The organism is Listeria weihenstephanensis (assembly GCF_003534205.1).
In the GTDB taxonomy this organism is placed as follows: Bacteria; Bacillota; Bacilli; order Lactobacillales; family Listeriaceae; genus Listeria_A; species Listeria_A weihenstephanensis.
Genome location: NZ_CP011102.1, coordinates 2,646,108 through 2,668,661 on the forward strand (window position 1 = coordinate 2,646,108; position 22,554 = coordinate 2,668,661).

Below are 22,554 nucleotides of genomic sequence, written 5' to 3' on the forward strand. Positions count from 1 at the left end.
ACTCCTTTATTGGCATATTGCCTTGATTTTATTTGCAACGGCGCTGGCGGCTTCGCCATTTTCGCATTGCTTAATGCTGTCGTTAAAAGTGGCTAATAGTTGCTGATAGGTGATTTCATCGAAGTGAAGGACTTGGTTGATTAATTCTGTTGGCTTTTTGGCAAGTGGGAATGGTAGTTCTTTTATATCGAAATAAAACTCGCGTTCTGTTGCTAAATATTCGGCTAGGTCTGGTGTGTAGAGCATAACTTTTTTTCGGGCGATGCCCATATCGAACATGCTGGATGAATAATCGGTAATGAGTAAATCGCTGGCCACTAGAAGTTCTTGCATATCTGGATAATCCGTTGCTTGTAGAACATCGTTGTCTGTGCTGAATTCCGTAGCGAGATGGGCAACATTGGGATGTAGGCGAATAAGTACCTTCCAGCACCCACCGAATTTAGCTTGTAGGGCGAGCTTGACATGCGTAAATTCTTGTAAGTAAACCGATGCTTCCATGTTTTTTCGGAACGTTGGGGCATATAAAGCGAGTTTAGTAGCAAATGGGATATCCAAATCCGTGGTTACACGTCGCTTAATGATGGTGCTATCTTGAAAAAACACATCACATCTTGGGGTGCCGGTTAACCATACGTCACCTTGAAACCAAAAAGAATTTCGGTACAATTCCTGACTAAAGGCGGAACCAGCTAACATGTAATCACATTTCTTGGCATCTCGTTTCGCGCGATCGATATAGGCTTGCGGTAAATAATTTACTGCATCTTTTTCGATTTTTTTGAGGCGGAGTGGGCTATGCCACGTTTGGATATAGCGCTGGCTTTTTCGTTTTGGCGGGCTATATTTTTGACGGCAATTATCAATCCAGACTTGGGCTGTAGCCAATTCGCGCAATGCTTGTTTCGTGCCATATGAGACCGGTCGAACGCCTTCTGGCAAGCTCGTTTCTTGCCCTTTTTGGACGAGCCAAACAATGTCGAGCCCTTGATTCATCAGCGCATCAACCATGTATTTTGGGCTATCTCCATAGCCTCGACCGTAATGTGCAGAGACGACAATTTTGTTTTTTTGAATCGGTAAAAACCAATATTGATAGGTAAAATTACCAAATTGAATGCGCTGTTTGAATAGGCGTACTGCTTGTTTAAGTTTCGAGAACATCTGATACTAGCTCCTTTGTGGTGAAGATATGGCGGTTTTTCCAGACGATAATAAAGCGGTAAAATAGCACTGTAGACTGGGAAATAACTGTAATATAGCAAAGTGTGTGGACGGTAAAAATGTCTGTTAGGAAGAGAACGGATAAACCAATGATTTGGACAACTGCTGAAACAATAGTAGATAAATTGGCGTGTTTAGCCAGTCCCATTGGAGAAAGTGTTGGAAAACCTAACATGTAAACGAGTGGTGTGATAGCGATAATTGGCAACAATATTCGTAAAATCGAGCCAGCTTCATAAAAAGCTGACCCAAGAAACAAGGCCATAAATGGTTTTGCATAAATACCCAGCACGATGCAACCGATAATGACTGGCGGCATGATGACTAACATAATCTTTTTCAATAATTTAAAGTCGCGATTCTTCACCATATAAGGATATAAACTATCAGCTATCGGTGAAAATGCGGTTTTTGCGGTGCCGACAAGACGATCTGAAGCCACATACATCCCAACTTTTACATTTCCAGGTGTATACATTAAGCCGAGGAAAAACGTGTTTGTTGCTTGATAAACGGTCGCGGCGATTCGAGAGAAGAAGAACGAGCTCGATTTGCGAATCGTATGTTTCAAATAGCCTTTTTCAAGCGGAACGAATCTGATTTTTAATGTGCGAAAGACATGCATTTGCACCCAAAACAGAGCAACAGCATTACCAATCAGCGTGAATAGTGGAACGAAGTAATAATGTTGAGGGTTTTTTAGAAAGAGGAAAATCATACATACAAAAAATGCTTGAATCGCTACCGTTCGAATGGTGATTCGTTTCATTGTCTCCAATCCGCGATATAAAAAATCTGGTAAGAACGCGCTCACTGCAACGGATGCAAAAGTCAACACGTATAAAAATATATCTTGGCGGAACATCGGAACCGCATAGCAAATTCCTAGTAGGACAACCAAGCTAACTGCCGTCAAAAGTCCCTTTGCGTACATAACAGCTGTGTATATTCTTGCAACTTCCTGCTTATCTTCTCGATTTTTTGAGATATCAGCGGTGGCAGAAAGAATGAAGCCAAAATCGATAATTAAGCGAAAATAAGTCATCATCGCTACCGCAAAACCAACTTTCCCGTAAAATTCAGGTCCTAAAATCCGTGTTTGATATGGAACGGTAACTAGGCTGAAAAAATAGCCAGAGAAAGTTAGGATGTATAAAAATAGTGTATTATGCAGCAATCGTTGTTTATTCTTATCTCTCATCGTTTCCAGCCTTTCCTGATATATCGTATCCCTGCGCGTAACTCTAGCCGCTTGCTTAACAATATAGGTAACGGCGAAGCTTTACGTAGTGCTTCATTATAGCCACGACTGTCCATGTATAATGTATTCCGCCGCTGTTCTAGAAATTGTTTTGCTTCCTCAGATGTTGCATTTTTGCTTTCTTGATCCAACATTTGAACAATGCGCAACTTAGAGTCATACGAAGCCTGACTTTGATAAATATTATTTTGCATAATCGAACCTGTGCGGTATCTTCTTTTGAAAAAAGGTTGTGCGATGTACTTAAAAGAAGTCGCTTTTGTGAATAACTGCGGTGTGAAAATCTCATCTTCATGCAAAATACCATCTACAAATCGAAGTTGATGCTTCATTAGTAACTCTGTCCGAACAAAATATAACCATACCGGTGAATTGAAATGTTTTTGCTGGGCACGAAGCCACTCTTTTTGCGAGTAGATTTTGTTTTCTTGAAGCCATTGCCTCGAGTCATAGGAATTAGTAATTGTGATATTATCCTCCGTAAATGGCTCCGCATCGAATTTTATCAGATCGATTTGGTCTAGCTCGGCAAGCGTGTAGCAGGTTTCCAATGTATCCTCTTGCAAATAATCATCGGAATCGAGGAAGTACACATATTTCCCCGTGACATATTGCAATCCCGTATTTCGAGCTGCCGATAATCCTTGATTCGTCTGTGAAATAATCTGTAACTCGGGTAAAAAAGCACCATACGCCTCTAAAATCGCTAAGCTATCATCACTACTGCCATCATTAACGGCGATGACTTCAAAATCCCGAAAGCTTTGCAAATACAAACTATCCAGACACGCTTTCAAATAAGGAGCCACATTATAGACCGGTAAAACAATCGAAATGCTAGGCAAAGACAACCCCTCCCACACGTGCACGACCAATAGAATAATAATTCATGCCAGCCGCCTCCGCAGCTTTGATAGAAAAACAATTTCGCCCATCATACACTTGAGGCTCTCGCATAGTTTGGAATAGCCCTAAATCCATCTCCTTAATTTCGGCCCATTCGGTAAAAATGAAACAGGCATCTGCGTCTTGTAGCGTACTAGCCACCGATTCACTGTAATGAAGGCGATCGCCGAATACTTTCTCCAAGTTCGGCAAACCAACTGGATCATACACATGGACATCCGCGCCCTCTCCCAAAAGCAACTGTAAATTCGGAATCGAAGGTGCTTCACGTAAATCATCCGTTCCAGGTTTAAAGGTTGCGCCCAACACCGCGATTTTCTTCCCAGTGAACTGACTCATATCTTTACGCGCGGCTTGAATGAGCTTGAATCGTTGTTTTTCATTGACATCAATCGCCGCTCGAATTGTTTTTAATGTGTAACCCGCTTCTTCTGCAAGCCAGTGTAACGCCTTCGTATCTTTCGGAAAGCACGAGCCACCATAACCGATGCCAGGTGATAGGAACCGATTACCAATGCGTGAATCCGCACCCATCCCGTTCGTCACTTCTTCAATATCCGCACCAACTGCTTCACATAAGTTCGCAATATCATTGACAAACGAAATCTTCAATGCTAAAAAGTCATTCGACGCATACTTCACCATTTCTGCGCTCCGACGATTCATTTTCAAAATCGGTTGTCCAAAAGGTGCATATATTTCCGTCAACATGTCCTCCGCTTCCTGATTTTCCGTCCCAATCACAATTCGCTCTGCTTGAAGCGTATCTCGTAATGCTGTTCCTTGCGATAAGAACTCAGGATTGGATGCTACTTCCACCAAGTTTTTTCGATCTTCACCGAGTATTTGATCGAAATAAATCGCTAATTTATCATTGGTCCCAATCGGAACCGTGGATTTCACGACCACCAAAGTAGGTGACTCAATCGCATCGGCAATCTGTCCACAAACGTGGTATAAAGCGTGCAAGTTGGCCGAACCATCTGCATTTTCAGGTGTAGCTACGCCAACCACAATGACGTCCGCCTCACGATACGTTTGTGTGTAATCCATCGTAAAACGTAACCGCCCAGCTTCTTTCGCTTTTACAATCTCCGCTTCAAGTCCTGGCTCATAAATCGGTGACTTGCCAAGATTTAATTGTATTATTTTTGTTTCATCCTTATCAACACAGACGACAGATTGACCCATTTTGGCCAAACATGTCCCCGTTACTAGCCCAACATATCCCGTTCCAGCTACTGCAATTTTCATACTATACCATCCTCATTTCTAGTTCGAATAAACTCTGACTGACTGCATCATTAACATATATATATAACTTCCAAAATACTTAGCACTCCATTTTGTTTGCGAAAACCGCTGTATAATATCTTTTTGTCGCTGCCATTTTGTCCTTGTTTTGTCTGTCGCAATCCCCCGACTTACAATCGATAATGCAAAGGAATCCCTAGCTGCTTGACTCACGGGCATCGTCTCTACCCATTCCTCTGAAAAAAGCCACACATTAGACTGGCCAACGCGTCCTGCATGAGCGACATGTTGATGATAGACGGTTTCTGCGCTCTCTACTTGCTTAATTAGGACTCCTACTGCCTCCATTCGTAGTAATAAATCCCAATCTTGATGTTTCTGCAGCCCATCTGTAAACGGGATTTCTAACATTAATTTTCGCGGAATCAATAACGTCGACGTCTGGATAAACCCCATTGTTTTTCGACCTTTTCGACAAAATAAATACTCCCCCACAGAAACTCCCGCATCTTTCCAGTGAACGTGAGGCAAATCGAACTCGTTCTGCGGTTTGCCAGGCTCGTAAGTAGAAACAGACGTAAATGCGAGATGTCGTTTTTCGCTATCAAACGCCAATAATTGCAATTGTTTCTCAATTTTTGTAGGTAAAAATTCATCATCATCATCCAAAAAAGCAATCCAACTCCCACGCGCCACCTGAACACCCATATTCCGCGCTGCACTTCCGCCAACTCCTGCTGTTTCTAGTACTCTAATAGGCGCATCATTTTGGGAGTACTTGCGTGTTAATTGTTTGGATACAGTATCTGGGCCGTCAATAACCACACAAATTTCGATGTTCGAATACGTTTGCCTCAAGACACTATCGATAGCTCGTTCTAGCATCTCCACCCGATTTCGCGTAGGGATAACAACACTAACTAACGGTGACATTACTCTTTCTCCTGATAATAATAATGATCTTGTTTTTGTTTTTGATTATTAAAAATGGCACCTAAAAATAATGTAGAACTCTGCCCTAGACGAGTACTCGCTTTCTTGGCACGTTCTGTTACCGTATAATCATTGCGAATAACTAAAGCCGAGGCATCGGTCATACCGGAAAGTATTTGGGCATCCGCAACCGCTAAAATTGGCGGCGTATCTACAATAATATGATCAAACTGCGCTTCTAGTTCGGCAAAAACTTCTTTCAACCGCTCCGAAGCCAAAATCGTAGTCGGATTCGCAGGAATAATTCCAGCTTGAAGAATAAATAAATTCGGACTATCACTTTCAAAAACGGCACTTTCAACAGTTGACTCTTTTTTTATTAGTCCCATCAAGCCTAAGGAAACACCATTCCGAAAATATTTATGAATCGTCGGTTTGCGTAAATCAGCATCGATTAGCAATGTTTTCTTTCCCTTTTGAGCAAAGGCCACCGCTAAATTACTTGAAATAATCGATTTTCCAGAGCTAGGATCGGCGGAGGTAATCAATAACGATTTGATTTTTTTATCAATACTCATTAACTCGATATTTTCGACAATTATTCGAAATTGTTCGGCTAACGAAGATAGTGGTTTATTTTGCACGACTAATTTCTGATCATCGCGTTGTGCATTTTTTATTTTACGTCTCATCATTTTTTCTTCCTCCTCCTTATTGAGCCTTTATCATTCACGCTTTCTGTTGCCGTAATGTTGCCAACTGTACCGATAACCGGAATCTGCAACCGCGCGACAATTTCTTCTTCTTTCTTAAAACGTTCATCGAAAATCCTTCTAGCCAAAGCAATGACTATACCTAATACAAGTCCACCGACCAAGCCTGCTAACATACCAATCTTCGTGTTAGGACTAATTTTATGTGCGGTAGAAGGATCGGCGAGCAATTCGACATTAGAAACCTTCATCATACTTGGCGTTTCTTTCAAAAAGCTTTTTGTGACACTTTTTGCAGCTTCGATGGCTTCTTCTGGCTGGTCATCGACGACATGAATATTGATGACTTGCGAATTCTGGACACTGTCGACAGATACTTTACTTGCGAGCGTCTCTACACTTAGGTTTGGATCAATCTCTTGCGCCGCATTTTTTAAAATACGAGGGCTTTTAATGACCACGCTATAGGTGTTGACCATCTGAATATTTGCTTGGATTTCTGAGTTTTGTACCGCTGAATTTTGATCTTGGGCATTTTGGGTAATGAGAACTTGTGAGACTGCTTCATACTGCGGCGTCACGTATAGTTGCAAATAGCCAAATGCTGCGCTGGCACAAAAAATCATAGAAGCCAAGATAATCAATATATTTTTCTTGAGTGTTTCTGCAATTTCTTTTAGTGAAATGGTTTCTTCCATAGTTCTTCCTTTCTTAAATCTGAGCGCGTCCCTTCGTCACCAAAAATGATGCCAATGAAAAAGAAGGTGATGATGCCAAGATTTGTTGTTAAATAGAGTTCCGTGAATAACGATGTAACGGCATATACGAACAAAACAAGTGTAAATACCTGAATAGAGCCGGAAAGTTGGTTAATCATCAGCAAAAAAATTACTAAGATGCCTGCGAAACAAAGCGTTCCAATGTAACCAAACTGGGCAAGAAACATCGCAATATAGCTATCATTTAAATATTGCGGATTGTCTCTGGTAAAACCGTAATAGTCGTAAAAGCGCAACATATCGTAGAGTGAAGAATAATTTTTTACGGAACTTCCAGAGCCAAATGAAGCGAATCCAGCTCCAAATGGCGCGTACATGTCGGCAATTTTAAAGGCAGCTTGATAAAGTAAGCTTCGCGCGGATGTTGTAGAAGAAAGTAACCGCGTATCGATAACCTCCCAAAAAGCAGCGATTAAAACAACGACTGGTAAAATAAGATAACTTATCTTGAATCTTTTCGTTTTAGCATAGTGTTGGAATAGCAACATGAAAATATAAATCGCGATAAAAATCAGCCCTTTATTTCGTGCTGCAAAAAATATCAAAATGCTTCCCATTGCGAGGAATGGAATATTGTGTCGTACATTTTTTAAACCGAGGAATAACATGCAGAAAAATGCTGTGGCACTTAAATACGTGGCGTGGGGGAATACAAGATATTGTGTTTTAATCCCCATTCTCACCTCTGTGGAAGGCCAGATTGGGTAGACTAGATTCACGAGTAACAAGACAAAGAGGATACCAATAACCCATTTTCCGTATAGCGCTAAACGATCAATTTGTGAGGAGAAAAAACCTTTTTTAAAAGCGAGCCGACCGAAGAAGTAGGCAATAAAACATTTTGAAATACTCCAAATATCAAGCACGATGAACTTCACACCATGAATACCAGACACCATATTTCCAAAAATGCCGAGGCAAATGATGATGAGTAGGAGTGCAATGATCAGATATTCCTTTTTCATTAAAGCTTTTGGCTGTTTTAACTGAAATAAGATGATTCCGACAAGACATAGGAACGTAATCGTGTTATCCACGTTTAAAACGGAGAGCACAGAGATATTTTCAAGTACTGGTGAAAATAAAATTCCTGTTATAAAAGCGAAAAATAGGAATGTTGCTACGGAATCACGATTTGTTTTCTGAACTTGCCCCATTGGTCATTTATCCCATTCTGTATAGATTTGATTCCATTTATGAATATAGGCAGGCATGGAGAAATGTGTTTTAATTTTTGCTGCGGCTGCTGTGCCCATTTTTTTGCGAATAGTTTCTTGTTCAATTAATGAAATCAGTGCTTCTGCTAGCGCGTCTTCTTCGCCAGGATTGATTAATAAGCCGTCTTTTCCTGATTCAATGACGTCTGGAATACCGCCGACGTAGGTGCTGACATTCGGAATACCATAAGCCATCGTTTCCAAAACTGACATCGGCAGTCCTTCTTGATAAGACGGTAGAACATGAATCATTGTCTTACGCATGGCTAGCGCTTTTTCATCCGCTGTAATCCAACCACCAATGCGAATGTTCTTGAGTTCTTGCTGTATCACGAGTTCTTGTACTTCCTTCAAATCACCATCACCATACAAATAAATCATGACTTCTGGATGCCTGGCGTATAATACTTTGGCAATGCGAAGCAAGTCATACGTGCCTTTACGCTCACCAAGCTGTCCAAAACAACTAATCTGTGTGCGCTCATCAGACATGGGCGCTGTTTCTAATATCGGTACTGCATTTGAAACAATATCCATTTCGATATCATAGTTAGCAAAGTAAGTTCTAACATCCTCATTTAGCACGATAATCTTATCTGCCTTTCGCAATGTTCGTAAAATATGTTTTTGCAACCGCGGCATACTTTCCTTGTGATATTGATCAAAATGGGAGCCGTGAACGTGTAACAACACTTTAGCGCCGCATAATTTAGCTAATCGAGTAGCCAACGCTTTACGAAAATAGCTACCATCTTGCGCTATGTGGAGATGAACGAGCTTTATTTTTTTGCGTTTTACTTGAAAGGGTAATAACAAGAGACCACGTGCAGAGTAGAACACACGTTGGAAAACATTACCTTCTTTCCAACTTTCCAAATAAAATACAGTATTAGTAGTGGAGTGAAAATGACCTTTAAAATTCGCGATAACTGTTGCAATACCGCCCTTTGTCTCGTGATTAGGTCCGAACATTAAAATTCTCAAATGGCTACACCTCTCTTTTCTGTGCGAATTTTTCTTGTGAAACGTGTTTGATAAAAATAAGGTTACCAACGAGATACCGTTTTGCTAGACGTCTTGGTTCTTGCATCATTCGATAAAACCATTCGAGGTTCAAGCGTTGCATCCACTGCGGGGCACGCTTCAGCTCTCCTGCGATGACATCGAAGCTTCCACCGACACCAATCGATACTGGTACGCCCATTTCAGCAATGTTTCTGTCTACGAAAAACTCTTTTTGCGGACTTGGTAATGCGATAAATAGCAAATCAGGTTGTTGCTTTTTGATATCTGCGACAACATCCGCTTCTTCTTCCGGTTGGAAAAAGCCATGATGAAAGCCAGCGATAACGAGTGTTGGATAATCTTGTTTGACACGGGCAATCAGTTTGTCAAGAATGGCTTGGCTTGTTCCTAGAAAATAGATACGATAGCCTTTTGTTGCGGCAATTTCTAATAAACGAACCATGATATCGATGCCTGCCACGCGTTCCAATGGAGCTTGCTTACATAATTTAGCGGCTAGTACAACGGACATGCCATCGGGATTAATTAACGCTGCTTCATTGATGATTTTCTGAAAGCGTGGATTTTTTTTCATCAGGTTAATCTTGTCGGCATTGACGCCAGTGTGATGTATCGGTTCACGCTTCTTAATTTGTGCTTCTATTTTTTCAATCGTTTCGTTAAAAGTAAGCGTGTCTAAATTAGCGTCTAAGAAACGAATTCGTCTAGACATTAGACACCACTTCCTTTGCCAGTTAACTCGCGCCAAGTCCTCATTAAAATAAGGAAGTTGAACTTGAGAGACCGGTTTCGGATATAGTGCAAGTCGAGTTCTACCATTTCTTGAAAGGATAGTTTATTACGACCGCTGACTTGCCAAAGTCCTGTACAGCCTGGTTTTACACTAAGGCGTGCCATATCGTAGCTCGTGTAGTTAACGACTTCATCAGGTAGCGGCGGACGAGGTCCAACAACGCTCATGTGACCTTGCAAAACATTGAACAATTGCGGAAATTCGTCTAGACTCGTTTTGCGCAAAATCTTACCTATTTTAGTGATTCGTGGGTCGTCTTTCATTTTGAACATGTGTCCTTCGACTTCGTTTTGAGCTGCTAGCGCGGCCTTTTGTTGTTCGGCATCTACGACCATGGTTCGGAATTTGTACATATTGAAAGCTTGACCGTCGCGTCCGATTCGTTTTTGGTGAAAAAAGATAGGGGCTTTGAACTCTGTGCATTTAATAATAAGCATGATGGTAAGTAGAACGGGGGCGCTGATTATTAAAGCGCATGTTGCGATGATGATATCTAGGATGCGATAACGCAGCTCATGTCTTTTGTTTTCTTGTATTTTTTTGATTTCTTGTGATGAATAGAACACTTGCTACTCCTCCTTATTTCTCGGGAAATGATAGTAGCCATTCTGCTGCAGGCTCTTGACCTATTGAAACGGCATAATCCATCCAACCCTTTTCTAAGTCAGCGGGTATTTCAAAATAGACATTGCCGGAAACAGTCCCACCTGCGGCTAGTTCTTGACCGAGGCTATCAGTTTTTAGACCATACATCTCGTAGTTTTTACCGTTGTCGTCTTTTAGCGTAAAATTACCAGCGCCAATCCCCATCGGTTTCTTAGCGTTATTCTTTACTTTGACAACGACTTTTAAAATTTCTTTGCGATCACTTGTTGCTTTTTCGCGTGTGACTTTGGTTGGAGTTACGGTGACTTCTTTGTTTCCTAGTGCTTTATTTAGATCTGTGTCTTCTTTTTTACCGTTGCAACCCACTAATGTTGTGACGATAAGTAGCGTTACGAGTATTGCCATTATAGTTTTTTTCATATAATTACCTTCCTTTATTTTATAAAAGGGGAACTATCGTAAATAGGTGTAATTTACTGAGATAGTTCCCCCTTTTCCGTTTAGTTAGATGATGATTATTCTGTGATAGTTACTGTTTTTTGTGTTAATAATCCGTTGTTTGCATCATAACCGTAGACGATAACTGTATCAGTAGCTGTAATTTTCTTGTCTAGTGCGTAGAATTTATACGTACCGTTTGCCGCGAGTGTTCCACCGTAGTATTTCGTATCATTGATGGAGACTGCGATTTTCTTCACATCGCCCTCGAATGTTCCGGTGATGTTGCTTGCACCGATTGTGTAGTTTGCAGTTGTGATTTCGAGGAAGGTGGATGAAACCTTGACGGGTTGCGATGCTAACAAATTATTATTGGCATCATAAAAGTTCATGGTGACTTCTGCATTTGGATTCTTGATTTTATCGATAGCGTAGAATTTCACATTGCCATCTTTGACTTCGCCACCCCAGTATTTCATGCCAGCTACTATAACGCCAACTTTTGCGATTTCTGGGTTGTTATACGTTGCAACTAGGTAGTTGTCACCGATTTTGTAATCTGCTACAGCTACTTTTAATGGTGCTATTACTTCGACTGGAAGTGATTTTTTGATTTGTTTGCTGGCGTCATATAAATTTAAAATGATATCATCGCCTGCTTTTAGACTCTTATCTCCGACGTAAAACTTGACTTTTCCATCTTTTAGATCGCCGCCATAATAGCGCTTGCCGTTGACGTCTACACTTAAACCAGTTACTGCGCCTGTGTAGGTTCCTGTGATATAAAGCTCGCCTTCTGTGTATGCCGCTACATTACCAGAGATAGCAGTACGTGCATCAACTTGCGCTTGGGCTTTGTCTAGTTGTGTTTGTAGTTCGACTTGTTTCGCTTGATCGGTTACAGCATCAATCGCTTTCTGCGCATTATCAATCGTTGTTTGGCTCGTGGTCTCTTTGATTGTTCCATTGACATCCTCATCGTTGAATAGATCTTTGATGCTGTTTTCCGCTGCTTCTTGACGAGCTTTTTCAGCTGTTGCCTCGTTTTTCTCTGTTAGCAATTCTTTCGCTTTGTCTAGATTCGCTTGTAATTCGTCTTTTTTTGCGGAATCTGCCATCGTATCGATTACTGCTTGGATGTCGTCAATTGCTTGTTGCGTCGCTATATCTTTGATTTCACCTGTTGCTGGTTCGTTATCTTTGAATAATTCGTTTACTGCTTGTTCAACTTCTTCTTCCTTTGCTTTTTCTGCCGCTGCCTCATTTTTTTCTGCTAGTAATTCTTTTGCTTTGTCTAATTGGACTTGTAATTCTACTTTTTTTTCTGTATCTTTCACTGCATCAATTGCTTTTTGAGCGTCGTCAATGAATGCTTCTGTTGTTGTATTTTTGATTGTATTTGTCATTGGATCGTTGTCTTGGAACAATTCGTTCACTGCTTTTTCTGCCGCTATTTGGCGTTCTTGCTCCGCTTTTTCTTCTGCTTTATTATTGTCTAGCTGTTCTTGGGCCTTGTTCAAATCTGCCTGTAGTTCTGCTTTCTTTGTTGTGTCTGTTACTGCATCAATTAGTTTCTTTGTATTATTGATGTCTTCTTGTGTTAGATTTCCCATGATATTAGCGTTTGGATCGTGATTTTCGAATAAACCGTTAACTGCATCGCGTGCTTTATTTTCAGTAATAATCGTTGCTTTTTCTGCTCCACTTACAAGAACTAAACCGTCCGCTGTAACCATGTATATGATTGTTTCTTTCGTTGCTAATGCTTCTTTCGTTGTCGTATTTTCGATTTTCAAACGCCCAGTACCACCGCTATACTCCCGATGATACGTAGTAATAAAATCACCAATACTTAAGTCGACTTGCTCTGTGTTTGCCGAAAGCATTGTAGTTCCAGCAATCGTTTTAGTATATTTATTAACGCCAACTGGACTTTGAATATTCATACTTGCATACATAGTCGAGAAGTTATTATGTGGTTGCACTGCCCTTGTCGCTATTTGAGCCTTCATATTCTCAATAGAGACTTCCATTGTGGAAAAAATGATATCTGAGTAGCCTCTAAATGTGTATAAAAAATTCATTCCCTGTTGACTAGATCGTTCCTGTATATTAGCTAAGTTATTCGTTGTTTGCTTTCCTTCAGCTGCTTGTACCGGATTCATTAAAACGTCAAATGGCGTAGCTGCACTTGTTCCTAAAATCGATGCTACCGTAACTGTACTTACTAATTTCTTGAATTGATTCCTTTTCATAAATTCGTATCTCTCCTTGCTCGTTTATTTGGCATTATTTCACTTGCTGTCGAATCTTAGTATATAATAGAAATCTTAGTCTGTTTTCTACTATTTAGAATTAAAATAATAATTTTCGAATACTTTGTGACAACTTACAAAAAAACTTCTAATTTCGTTTCAAGCTTAGGTTTATCCATATAAATCGCACTTTTAATGGTATATATAAATCCTTCTTCCTGAAGTTTTTGTAACACGTTTGTGATGGTGTTAGGATTTAAATTCGCATATTGAGCAATCATACCTTTGCTTATTTGTCTCGGAAAGCTGATGATATTTTTTTCTGATGTCTTTTCGCCATATTTCTCACCTAGCTCCAGCAGGACAGAGCTAATCCTTTGCCGCGTCGGTAGTCTGAGTAATTCTTCTTTCTTCACCATTTGATTCACTTGATTTTGCATGTGCACATAGTGATAAAAATAACCTTCTTGCGTGTTCATTATTTTTTCAATGATGTCCTCTTTTGCATATCTGGTCACAACCAATTCATCGGATAAGACCTGATATGTGTACAGAGGAGTACTTCCAAGCATCAAATTAGAAAATCCAAGTACATCTCGTTCTGTATAGAAATTAACAACGATTCCTTTTCCAATAGTCGCAGTCACAATGCCTTCCTCAATGAAGTAAATCGCATTTAAATCATGGCTTGCTTGCAAAATAACATCATTTCGATTGAAGGTTTTTTTCACACCTCTCACTGGAAAAATACAATCTTCTTCTATAAATTGGCGAAATCTACGCTCACTAAACTGGCTTGCTATGGAGGCTTCACTGTACAAACTGTTCATATCTATCATTTTATTCTGCATCTAAACATTCTCCTTCCACATTATTGATAATTAATATGCGTTTTCTCTTGGTAGTGAACGGAACTTAGTATAGAATAAAAAAGGGAATCCATTTTCTAAAATCCAGAATAAATAGATAGTATTTTGAACATTCTATGACTTTTCGATGTACATCTATCACTTATGAAAAAGGCTTAGGCCTATTTCTTTTTATCTTACATCTGCTGTTACATTTATTATTCTTGTTCTTTTAGTGGCTTTATAGTATAGAAGGAAGATACATTTTATTCCAGTCCATCATATTAAAAACAGAATATTTCGTCAAAAAATCGATATACTATGCTAACTGTTTTACATTTTGCGTCGTTTCAACAACATATGTGATTGGTTCTTTCGCATTTTCTAAAAGTTCATCCGTCAACGTGACACTGTTGATTTGATTGTTTTCATAAGAAGTGAAGTAGTATGTCTTACTTTCCGAACACATCGATGCCACATATTGCGTGAAATCCGGGTCCCCGTTTTCTTTGATGACAGCACCATTTGGTATGCGAACACTGTCTAAAATATACCAAACATTCGTAATCGCCTCGTCCTCATTTTTTGCAGGCTGAATCGACTCTTTCAAAAATGCAGCTCGGACAAAACGCTCAGGTGGCGTGAATCCGCCTGGCAATTTACTCGTCCCAGATTGTGAAAAGGACTCCGCAGTATAATCTCCAAATGTCACGGCTGGCAATTGTTGTGGCTGTAAACCTGTGTAGTTTCGTAAATTCTCAATATGCCATTCGAGACGCGGCGTATTTGTCATGACGCCAACTGGGTTTTCCTTGATACGTAGCGTCGTTTCCGTCGGCTCAATCACCGCACAGCGTCCACTCTTATCGGTGAAAATCCAATGTAACGGCGTCGTAATTCCCAGTAACGCAACAGGTTGATCCACCAGATTGATGTCCGCTAACTTCGCCTCCACATCTTCAATCGTCGCACACATACCTAACATCCAAAGTAAGAATTCCTGCGGTGCCAAATTAATTTTCCCATCCACCGCTTCCGGCGCGTAAACCGCTTCGCCCGGCAGATAAAGGGACGCACAACTCAAGCCTTTCTCATTCAACCCGTCCGCGAAAATGTACTTATCTAGCTCTCTGCCAGCGCCAACAAACGCATAATCATTCGTGTAGCTCACACCATCTGTCGAAGATTCCCACGCATAATTCCTCGGGCTCACCGTCGGATTCGCCTCCAAGATAAAAGCGAAATCCATCGTTCTTGATAATACATGTTTCCCATCCAACGTTTCTAATACAAAGCTTGTGCACATAATTTAATTCTCTCCTTCAAAATTTTATTTAATTACTATACTACCTATTATAGCGAGTTTCTTGTCGACTGATTCTCTTCTTTTGTCGTTTTAGCGGTACATTTTTGACTGCCTTGCTTTTCCTTCTAAAACATTGCCACATCTTCATGTCTCTCTCACTTACAATACCTATTATATCGAATCTAGTGCGCTGCAAATTCGCAATTTTGTCGTTCCATTTATCATTTTTTGGTTATTAGGTTAGGACGCTAGAAATCAACAACTAGGAAAAATAGAGAACATAATAATTAATTAATATATTGATATCAATATATCTAAATTTGTAAATTTTTTTACTTATTTTGTTTTAATTACTTTTCGAAGGGTATTATGACTGTTATATACATCATTATTTTGACACATATGTAAATTAGCTAGTCATTCCATTATAAAAAGGAGGAAGTAGTATGTGTACAAGTTTTGTTTATCGTACGAACGGCGACAATCTATTTTTATCTCGAACCATGGATTTTGGCTTTACGCTGGATGCAAAACCAGTGTCTTTACCTCGAGGTTATACTTTCGAATCGGATGTCGATGGCGCGCGTTACTCGGGAAAATACGCGTTAATCGGAGCTGGTAGAAATTTAGGGAAATATATTTTAGCAGACGGGCTTAACGAACATGGCCTAGCTTGTGCTTCTCTATATTTGCCAAGTGAAGCGATTTACTCAAAAGATAAAGAACCGGGTAAAACAAATCTGGCTCCACACGAATTTTTACTTTGGGCGCTGTCCTTTTGTAAAGATATCGACGAGTTAAGAGATGTACTTCCAACAATTCATTTAGTAGATCAAAAAGTGGACCTTCTTGGTATCACGACCCCTCTACATTGGATTTTTTATGATAAAGCGGGGAACGTTGCGGTTATTGAGCCAACAGATACTTCCTTCCAATTAACGCTCAAAGAAAACCCAGTTGGCGTCATGACGAATACACCTTCCTTAGAGTGGCATTTCCACAATTTAAGTAATTACCTCCACATTGCACCACAGCAAAAATCTTCTACAAAATTTGGTGATTTTGAAGCACATCCATTTTCACAAGGTGGCGGAACATTGGGGCTCCCCGGTGGATACACACCTCCTGAGCGATTTGTCCGAGCTGCATACTTAAAAGAAACGATTCAAGAAGCGAACAATGAGCAAGAAGGCGTTACGAATGTTTGGTACGTTTTAAAAAGCGTTACGATACCTAAAGGCGCCGTTATCAAATCGGATGGCACACCAGACTTAACGCAATATACATCATCCATGTGTGTGAGTTCTTTAACATATTATTTCACGCCATATGGCAATCAACGCATTACTGGATGCAAGTTGGACGATGATTTTATCAATAACGCACAGACCCCATACGAGTGGGATGTATTGCAAACCGAAGATATTTTATATAAGGAGCGATAATTATGTTACATGATCGTAGAGAAGAGAAACATAATCCTAAAATGCCGATTTACGGAAGCTACGCGGAGGATTCTGCTATTGTCAAAACGACGCTGAGGAGAGAGCCGATTGATCCACAAGTAGCTTATCGCCTAATTTCTGATGAACTGATGGATGAAGGAAATGCACGCCAAAACTTCGCCACTTTTTGTCAAACGTATATGGAACCCGAAGCCGTGAGATTGATGAGTGAAACGCTAGAAAAGAATGCGATTGATAAATCTGAGTATCCACAAACGGCCAAACTGGAAAACTATTGCGTCAACGTTTTAGCTGATTTATGGAGTGTCCAAACAGGCGATGACTTCATCGGGACCTCTACCGTCGGCTCGAGTGAAGCGTGTATGCTGGCTGGTATGGCGATGAAATTCAGATGGCGCAAAATGGCTCTTGAAAACGGTTTAGATATTAACACGCAAAGACCAAATCTCATCATCTCTTCCGGCTTCCAAGTTTGTTGGGAAAAATTCGGTGTTTATTGGGATGTGGATTTGATTGAAGTTCCTGTTGATCCGAAACACATGAGCATCAATACCGACACGCTGATGGATTACGTCAACGAGTATACAATCGGTATTGTTGGTATTTTAGGTATCACGTATACTGGTAAATTCGATGATATCGAAAAAATCAATCATTTAGTGGATGCGTACAATAAGAAGAGCAAATGGCACGAACTCGTTATCCATGTCGATGGCGCAAGTGGTGCAATGTTTACACCGTTCGTGAATCCTGAATTACCTTGGGATTTCCGTCTCAAACATGTTGTTTCTATCAATACATCCGGTCACAAATACGGACTTGTTTATCCAGGTATTGGTTGGATACTTTGGAAAGATAAAAAATATTTACCAGAAGAACTTATTTTCGATGTGAGTTATCTCGGCGGTCACATGCCAACCATGGCGATCAATTTCTCTAGAAGTGCCAGTCAAGTTATTGCACAATATTACAACTTCTTACGGCTCGGCTTCGATGGTTATCGTGGCATTCATGAAAGAACAAAGAAAGTAGCACTATTCTTAGCCAAAGCGCTTGAAGAAACAGGACTTTTCGAAATTTATAATGACGGCGCGAACCTTCCAATCGTCTGCTATACGCTAAAAGCTGATACCGACAAGGAATGGACGCTGTACGATTTAACGGATCGCTTGCAAATGAAAGGCTGGCAAGTACCGACTTATCCACTACCAAAAGATATGGAGGATGTTTTAATCCAACGCTATGTATGCCGGGGTGACTTAGGTTTCAACGTAGCAGAGGAATTTGTTGCAGATTTAAATGAAGCCGTTGAAGAATTAGATAAAGCAAGAATTTTGGCGCCAAAAGATGATTCCAAAGACGGTAAGAAAGAAACAAGAGGATTTACGCATTAAATTGTGATGGATCACGAAAAGCATCCACGCTTTTCGTGGTCTTTTTAAAATTTAGAAAGGGGTTTTTCAAATGGCTGGGAAAAAGGAGTTAACACTATTTGGCTTTTTCGCAATCACCGCATCGCTGTTTATAACCGTTTATGAATATCCAACCTTTGCTACATCTGGATTTAAACTAGCCTTCTTTCTCATATTTTGTGGCATACTCTGGTTTTTGCCGGTAGCACTCTGTTCCGCAGAAATGGCAACCGTTAAAGGCTGGCAAGAAGGAGGTATTTTCACTTGGGTGGGGAAGACGCTCGGTGAACGCTACGGTTTCGCGGCGATTTTCTTCCAATGGTTTCAAGTGACCGTCGGATTTGTCACAATGATTTATTTTATTCTCGGGGCGCTATCCTATGTTTTTGACTATAAAGCTTTAGAATCCGACCCCTTAATCAAGTTTTTAGGTGTTGTTATTATATTTTGGATTTTAACCTTCATTTCACTCGGAGGAACAAACAGAACGGCGAAAATCACCAAACTTGGCTTTATTTTCGGTATCACACTTCCCGTTATTTTAATGTTTATCCTCGCTATTTTTTACTTTGCAAATGGAAATCCGATTGAAGTGAAATTCACGATGGATAATTTCATCCCTAAGGCTACCGATTTTTCAGCGCTTGCGATTTTTATCCTCGCATACATGGGCGTTGAGGCTTCCGCACCGCATATCAATGAGATGAAAAACTCGAAACGTGACTATCCAATTGCCATGATTTTAATTGTCATCGTTGGTATCGGACTCAGCACACTCGGCGGTCTTTCCGTTGCATCGGTCGTTCCAGCAAACGAGTTGAGCCTAAGTTCTGGTGTCGTGCAAGCCTTCGAAAAACTGATTTTGCAAAATGGAGACGGCTTGACGTGGCTTGTAAAAGTGCTCGCCTTCCTAGTTGCATTCGGCGTTATGGGACAAGTGAGTTCCTGGATTGTCGGACCAACATCGGGTATGTATACGGTCGCTCAAAAAGGCGTTATTCCTAAAAAACTAGCTAAAACCAATAAAAATGATGTACCAGTTGTCCTCATCGGCATCCAAGGTATCATCGTAACTGGCTGGGCAGCAGTCCTAACATTTGGCGGCGGTGGAAATAATGTATCCTTTTTAACTGCCATCTCGTTAACCGTTGTCATCTATTTAGTCGGCTACGTCCTCTTTTTCCTAGGTTACCTCGTCTTAGTACTCAAGAAAAAGAACTTGGAGCGTACTTTCGAAATTGGTGGCGGTCCATTTGTCAAAATACTCATCGCTTGTATCGGATTAGCCATCTCCGTACTCGCAATCGCTTATTCATTCGTACCACCTTCCAGCTTAAAACCCGATGAATACGAATCGTATAAACATATTTTATCCATCAGCCTTGTTTTAACAACCGTTTTACCGTTCGTCATCTACATGTTCACCGCGCCGGACAATCAACTCCATTTAAAAGAATTGAAACACTTGGATAGTTCAAAAATCGATAAATTCACGCATCCAATAGGACGTGTGAGAACCGAGTTCAGTAAAAAAGAAAAAACTGGGGGTGAGTAACATGAAAATGATAAAAGCGGAGTGGAAAAACTTATTGCAAAATAAAGTCTTGCTCATATCCTTTATCGCCATCCTTACGATCCCAATCCTCTATGCCAGCTTCTTCTTGAAATCCGTATGGGACCCGTATCAACAAACGAGCCATTTACCAGTTGCCGTTGTGAACGAAGATCAAACCATTACGTATCAAGGTCAGAAAGTCGATGTTGGTGATCAGCTTACCGCGCAACTAAAAAAGAATCATAACCTAGACTGGGATTTCGTTTCTGCAGATGAGGCACAAAAAGGCATGAAAGATTTGAAATATTATTTAGTCGTCAAAATCCCGAAAGACTTTTCAGCAAATGCCGTTACATTAGTCGACCAAAAACCTAAAAAAATGAACCTCACATACGAAACAAACGGCTCGCTTAACTTTATCGCAGAGGAAATCGGGGAAATCGGCATTCGTGAAGTCGAATCACAAGTCAGTAACCAAGTGACGGAAGCTTACGGCGAAGCACTTGTAAAAGTCGCAGATAAGATTGGCGGCGGTATGGAACAAGCTGCGAGCGGTGCGAACCAAATTGATCAAGGAACGAAGAAACTTGGCGCTGGTAACACCGAAATTACTGATAATTTAAATAAACTCGCTTCCAGCACAGTTACTTTTTCAGGCGGCATGAATCAATTACAAAACGGCCTAGTTACCTACACAAACGGCGTTAGCGAACTCGATACTGGCGCCAATAAACTGTATACCGGTTCCAGCCAACTTGAGAACGGCATCAACGAACTATACGGTAATATCCCAGCCCTTGAAAGCGGCACCTCGCAACTCCAAAGCGGGATGACACAACTTTCTGCAGGTTCTACAAAATTAGAACAAGGACTCCGTGAACTACAACAAAATCTCGATGCACCCACTGCCAAGCAAAAAATTCAGGAACTCCAAAGCGGGATGAACGAATTTGAGCAAGGTTTGAATTTACTAAACAGTAAAGTAAATAATCCCGAAATCGATAACTTGGAAGCAAAAATTAAGAGCTTCTCCCCTGTTTTAAATCGGATTGAGAATAATCTTTCAGACCTTGAAACCGCGCTTAGTCCCAGTGGTCAGCAACAATATCTAGACCAAATGACTGCGCAAGTAAACGGTACGAGCCTTACGCCAGCCGAGAAGCAAACATTGATCGACAACATCACTCAAATTTTCAATCAACAAGTGAGCGATCATCAAGGATTACTCACCGACATGAGAAGCGATATCAATCTCGTGTTAAATGATTTAGAAGAAATTCCGAAAGGCTTAGCGGCTGTGCAACAATTGCAGGGCGGTGTATCCGAACTCACAACAGACTTCCCGCAAATCCAAAATGGAACGAATCAACTCGTCGGTTCCCTTAATACTATCTCAAGCGCGGTAGGAACTTCCGGAAATCAAAATACTTTACTAGGCGGCGCAACAGCCTTAAATGCTGGCATCACTCAAGCAGCTGGCGGCGTAAACGAACTAAATGCCAAAGTTCCCGTTTTAGCAGCCGGTGTTGGCAAATTAGATTCCGGAAGTAAGCAACTAAATAGCGGCACGGCACAACTTGTCGCTGGAACGAATAAACTAAACGAGAACAGCCCAGAACTTTTAAGCGGTGCGAATAAACTGGCAACTGGCTCCGATGAATTGGAATCTGGCTCAGCGAAACTCGCCACTGGTTCCCAAACACTCGGGCAAGGCATCACCCAACTAGAAAATGGTTCTGGTGAATTGGCAACTAAATTAGGCTCAGCAGCAACTGATTTCAGTGATTTAAACATTACAAAAGACAACATCAACATGCTCGCTTCACCGGTTAAACTAGACTCCAAACCATACAGCGTCGTAAAAAATTACGGTCAGGCATTAGCGCCATACGTGATGTCCCTCGCTTTATATGTTGGCTGTCTCGTTCTGAACTTTGTTTTCCCAATTCGAAAAGTATCGATGTTGGAGCAAACAAGTACAGCTTGGTGGGCCAGTAAAGTAAGCATCGGATTATTTGCCGCGATAGCAATGGCCATTGTCCAAGTAAGCATCATGCTCCTACTAGGACTGCAGGTAGATAATGTCTTCGAGTTCTATCTGACGGCACTCGTCACCGTCCTCGCTTACATGGCACTCATCATGTTCCTAGCGATGGCGTTCGATAATCCAGGACGCTTCGCCGCGATGATCCTACTCATCATTCAACTTGCCGGTGCGGGAGGAACATTCCCTATCCAACTTACGAACTCGTTCTTTGAAGCGATTCATCCATTCCTACCAATGACCTACTCCATCTATGCATTCCGGGAGGCAATCACAGGCGGAATCGGCACGAACCTCTTCACGCAAAGCCTCACGATTTTGTTCATTATCTTCATCGTCTTCAATGCGCTTCTGTGGCTCGCGATGAGAATTCTTCAGAAAAAACATCTCGATGGTATCTCGCAGTTGGATAATAATCAGGAGCTACAAGGATTAGAAAAATAAATACGATCATGCAAAATTTGATTAGACCATGCAAACCGATTCTATCAATCAAACTCTATTCTATGTACACCAAA

The 22,554-nt window shown here is 40.8% G+C and carries 19 protein-coding genes; 4 read left to right on the forward strand and 15 right to left on the reverse strand.

Annotated features, from left to right (window positions below; genetic code table 11):
- Positions 1 to 6 precede the first annotated feature (6 nt).
- The 15 genes from UE46_RS12855 to UE46_RS12925 all read right to left on the reverse strand — a co-directional run bounded on the left by UE46_RS12855 (position 7) and on the right by UE46_RS12925 (position 15,559).
- Positions 7 to 1,164 carry a CDP-glycerol glycerophosphotransferase family protein gene (locus UE46_RS12855; protein WP_118907680.1) on the reverse strand — a complete coding sequence of 386 codons (1,158 nt, stop codon included), beginning with the start codon at positions 1,162 to 1,164 and terminating at the stop codon, positions 7 to 9.
- The gene (locus UE46_RS12860) at positions 1,148 to 2,425 is read right to left on the reverse strand and encodes an oligosaccharide flippase family protein (RefSeq protein WP_118907681.1); all 1,278 of its coding nucleotides are present in this window, start codon (positions 2,423 to 2,425) and stop codon (positions 1,148 to 1,150) included. Before UE46_RS12860 ends, UE46_RS12855 begins: the two co-directional genes overlap by 17 nt.
- Positions 2,422 to 3,330, reverse strand: coding sequence for a glycosyltransferase (locus UE46_RS12865; RefSeq protein ID WP_051492859.1), 909 nt, complete (start codon positions 3,328 to 3,330; stop codon positions 2,422 to 2,424). The genes UE46_RS12860 and UE46_RS12865 overlap by 4 nt, the downstream gene beginning before the upstream one ends.
- Positions 3,323 to 4,645: a UDP-glucose dehydrogenase family protein gene (locus UE46_RS12870; protein ID WP_036059998.1), complete on the reverse strand. Its 1,323-nt coding sequence runs from the start codon at positions 4,643 to 4,645 to the stop codon at positions 3,323 to 3,325. The genes UE46_RS12865 and UE46_RS12870 overlap by 8 nt, the downstream gene beginning before the upstream one ends.
- A gap of 18 nt (positions 4,646 to 4,663) precedes the next feature.
- Positions 4,664 to 5,578, reverse strand: coding sequence for a glycosyltransferase family 2 protein (locus tag UE46_RS12875; RefSeq protein ID WP_051492858.1), 915 nt, complete (start codon positions 5,576 to 5,578; stop codon positions 4,664 to 4,666).
- Positions 5,578 to 6,273, reverse strand: a complete 696-nt coding sequence (locus UE46_RS12880; protein ID WP_051492857.1) for a CpsD/CapB family tyrosine-protein kinase — start codon at positions 6,271 to 6,273, stop codon at positions 5,578 to 5,580. The genes UE46_RS12875 and UE46_RS12880 overlap by 1 nt, the downstream gene beginning before the upstream one ends.
- Complete coding sequence (locus UE46_RS12885; protein ID WP_118907682.1) at positions 6,270 to 6,989, reverse strand: YveK family protein; 720 nt, start codon at positions 6,987 to 6,989, stop codon at positions 6,270 to 6,272. Before UE46_RS12885 ends, UE46_RS12880 begins: the two co-directional genes overlap by 4 nt.
- Entirely contained in the window at positions 6,968 to 8,227 is a 1,260-nt protein-coding gene (locus UE46_RS12890) for a hypothetical protein (RefSeq protein ID WP_036059995.1), read from the reverse strand. Before UE46_RS12890 ends, UE46_RS12885 begins: the two co-directional genes overlap by 22 nt.
- Before the next feature lie 3 nt (positions 8,228 to 8,230).
- A complete protein-coding gene (locus UE46_RS12895) occupies positions 8,231 to 9,271 on the reverse strand; it encodes a glycosyltransferase family 4 protein (protein ID WP_118907683.1) in 1,041 nt (346 codons plus the stop codon).
- Positions 9,272 to 9,275: 4 nt separating this feature from the next.
- Positions 9,276 to 10,025 carry a WecB/TagA/CpsF family glycosyltransferase gene (locus tag UE46_RS12900; RefSeq protein WP_036059992.1) on the reverse strand — a complete coding sequence of 250 codons (750 nt, stop codon included), beginning with the start codon at positions 10,023 to 10,025 and terminating at the stop codon, positions 9,276 to 9,278.
- Entirely contained in the window at positions 10,025 to 10,672 is a 648-nt protein-coding gene (locus UE46_RS12905) for a sugar transferase (RefSeq protein WP_118907684.1), read from the reverse strand. The genes UE46_RS12900 and UE46_RS12905 overlap by 1 nt, the downstream gene beginning before the upstream one ends.
- A 13-nt stretch (positions 10,673 to 10,685) precedes the next feature.
- A complete protein-coding gene (locus UE46_RS12910) occupies positions 10,686 to 11,132 on the reverse strand; it encodes a DUF4352 domain-containing protein (RefSeq protein WP_036059991.1) in 447 nt (148 codons plus the stop codon).
- Between the two features lie 95 nt (positions 11,133 to 11,227).
- A complete protein-coding gene (locus UE46_RS12915; RefSeq protein WP_118907685.1) occupies positions 11,228 to 13,405 on the reverse strand; it encodes an immunoglobulin-like domain-containing protein in 2,178 nt (725 codons plus the stop codon).
- A gap of 134 nt (positions 13,406 to 13,539) precedes the next feature.
- Positions 13,540 to 14,256, reverse strand: a complete 717-nt coding sequence (locus UE46_RS12920) for a Crp/Fnr family transcriptional regulator (protein WP_118907686.1) — start codon at positions 14,254 to 14,256, stop codon at positions 13,540 to 13,542.
- Positions 14,257 to 14,572: 316 nt separating this feature from the next.
- Positions 14,573 to 15,559, reverse strand: coding sequence for a choloylglycine hydrolase family protein (locus tag UE46_RS12925; RefSeq protein ID WP_036059986.1), 987 nt, complete (start codon positions 15,557 to 15,559; stop codon positions 14,573 to 14,575).
- Positions 15,560 to 16,005: 446 nt separating this feature from the next.
- Here UE46_RS12925 and UE46_RS12930 point away from each other — a divergent pair, with 446 nt between their 5' ends.
- From UE46_RS12930 to UE46_RS12945, 4 genes are all read left to right on the forward strand, one after another.
- Positions 16,006 to 17,004 (forward strand): choloylglycine hydrolase family protein, encoded by a 999-nt coding sequence (locus UE46_RS12930; protein ID WP_036059452.1) that lies wholly within the window; start codon positions 16,006 to 16,008, stop codon positions 17,002 to 17,004.
- A gap of 2 nt (positions 17,005 to 17,006) precedes the next feature.
- A complete protein-coding gene (locus UE46_RS12935) occupies positions 17,007 to 18,419 on the forward strand; it encodes a glutamate decarboxylase (protein ID WP_036059450.1) in 1,413 nt (470 codons plus the stop codon).
- A 70-nt stretch (positions 18,420 to 18,489) separates the two neighbouring features.
- Positions 18,490 to 19,992: a glutamate/gamma-aminobutyrate antiporter gene (gadC, locus tag UE46_RS12940; protein ID WP_118907687.1), complete on the forward strand. Its 1,503-nt coding sequence runs from the start codon at positions 18,490 to 18,492 to the stop codon at positions 19,990 to 19,992.
- A gap of 1 nt (position 19,993) precedes the next feature.
- Complete coding sequence (locus UE46_RS12945) at positions 19,994 to 22,480, forward strand: YhgE/Pip domain-containing protein (RefSeq protein ID WP_036059464.1); 2,487 nt, start codon at positions 19,994 to 19,996, stop codon at positions 22,478 to 22,480.
- The last annotated feature ends 74 nt before the right edge of the window (positions 22,481 to 22,554 follow it).

Coding starts and splice junctions, on each gene's coding strand:
- UE46_RS12910 (WP_036059991.1), bottom strand. CDS start 11,132: ATGAAAAAAACTATAATGGCAATACTCGTAACGCTACTTATCGTCACA.
- UE46_RS12915 (WP_118907685.1), bottom strand. CDS start 13,405: ATGAAAAGGAATCAATTCAAGAAATTAGTAAGTACAGTTACGGTAGCA.
- UE46_RS12885 (WP_118907682.1), bottom strand. CDS start 6,989: ATGGAAGAAACCATTTCACTAAAAGAAATTGCAGAAACACTCAAGAAA.
- UE46_RS12900 (WP_036059992.1), bottom strand. CDS start 10,025: ATGTCTAGACGAATTCGTTTCTTAGACGCTAATTTAGACACGCTTACT.
- UE46_RS12890 (WP_036059995.1), bottom strand. CDS start 8,227: ATGGGGCAAGTTCAGAAAACAAATCGTGATTCCGTAGCAACATTCCTA.
- UE46_RS12860 (WP_118907681.1), bottom strand. CDS start 2,425: ATGAGAGATAAGAATAAACAACGATTGCTGCATAATACACTATTTTTA.
- UE46_RS12920 (WP_118907686.1), bottom strand. CDS start 14,256: ATGCAGAATAAAATGATAGATATGAACAGTTTGTACAGTGAAGCCTCC.
- UE46_RS12855 (WP_118907680.1), bottom strand. CDS start 1,164: ATGTTCTCGAAACTTAAACAAGCAGTACGCCTATTCAAACAGCGCATT.
- UE46_RS12880 (WP_051492857.1), bottom strand. CDS start 6,273: ATGATGAGACGTAAAATAAAAAATGCACAACGCGATGATCAGAAATTA.
- UE46_RS12925 (WP_036059986.1), bottom strand. CDS start 15,559: ATGTGCACAAGCTTTGTATTAGAAACGTTGGATGGGAAACATGTATTA.
- UE46_RS12870 (WP_036059998.1), bottom strand. CDS start 4,645: ATGAAAATTGCAGTAGCTGGAACGGGATATGTTGGGCTAGTAACGGGG.
- gadC (WP_118907687.1), top strand. CDS start 18,490: ATGGCTGGGAAAAAGGAGTTAACACTATTTGGCTTTTTCGCAATCACC.
- UE46_RS12875 (WP_051492858.1), bottom strand. CDS start 5,578: ATGTCACCGTTAGTTAGTGTTGTTATCCCTACGCGAAATCGGGTGGAG.
- UE46_RS12930 (WP_036059452.1), top strand. CDS start 16,006: ATGTGTACAAGTTTTGTTTATCGTACGAACGGCGACAATCTATTTTTA.
- UE46_RS12935 (WP_036059450.1), top strand. CDS start 17,007: ATGTTACATGATCGTAGAGAAGAGAAACATAATCCTAAAATGCCGATT.
- UE46_RS12945 (WP_036059464.1), top strand. CDS start 19,994: ATGAAAATGATAAAAGCGGAGTGGAAAAACTTATTGCAAAATAAAGTC.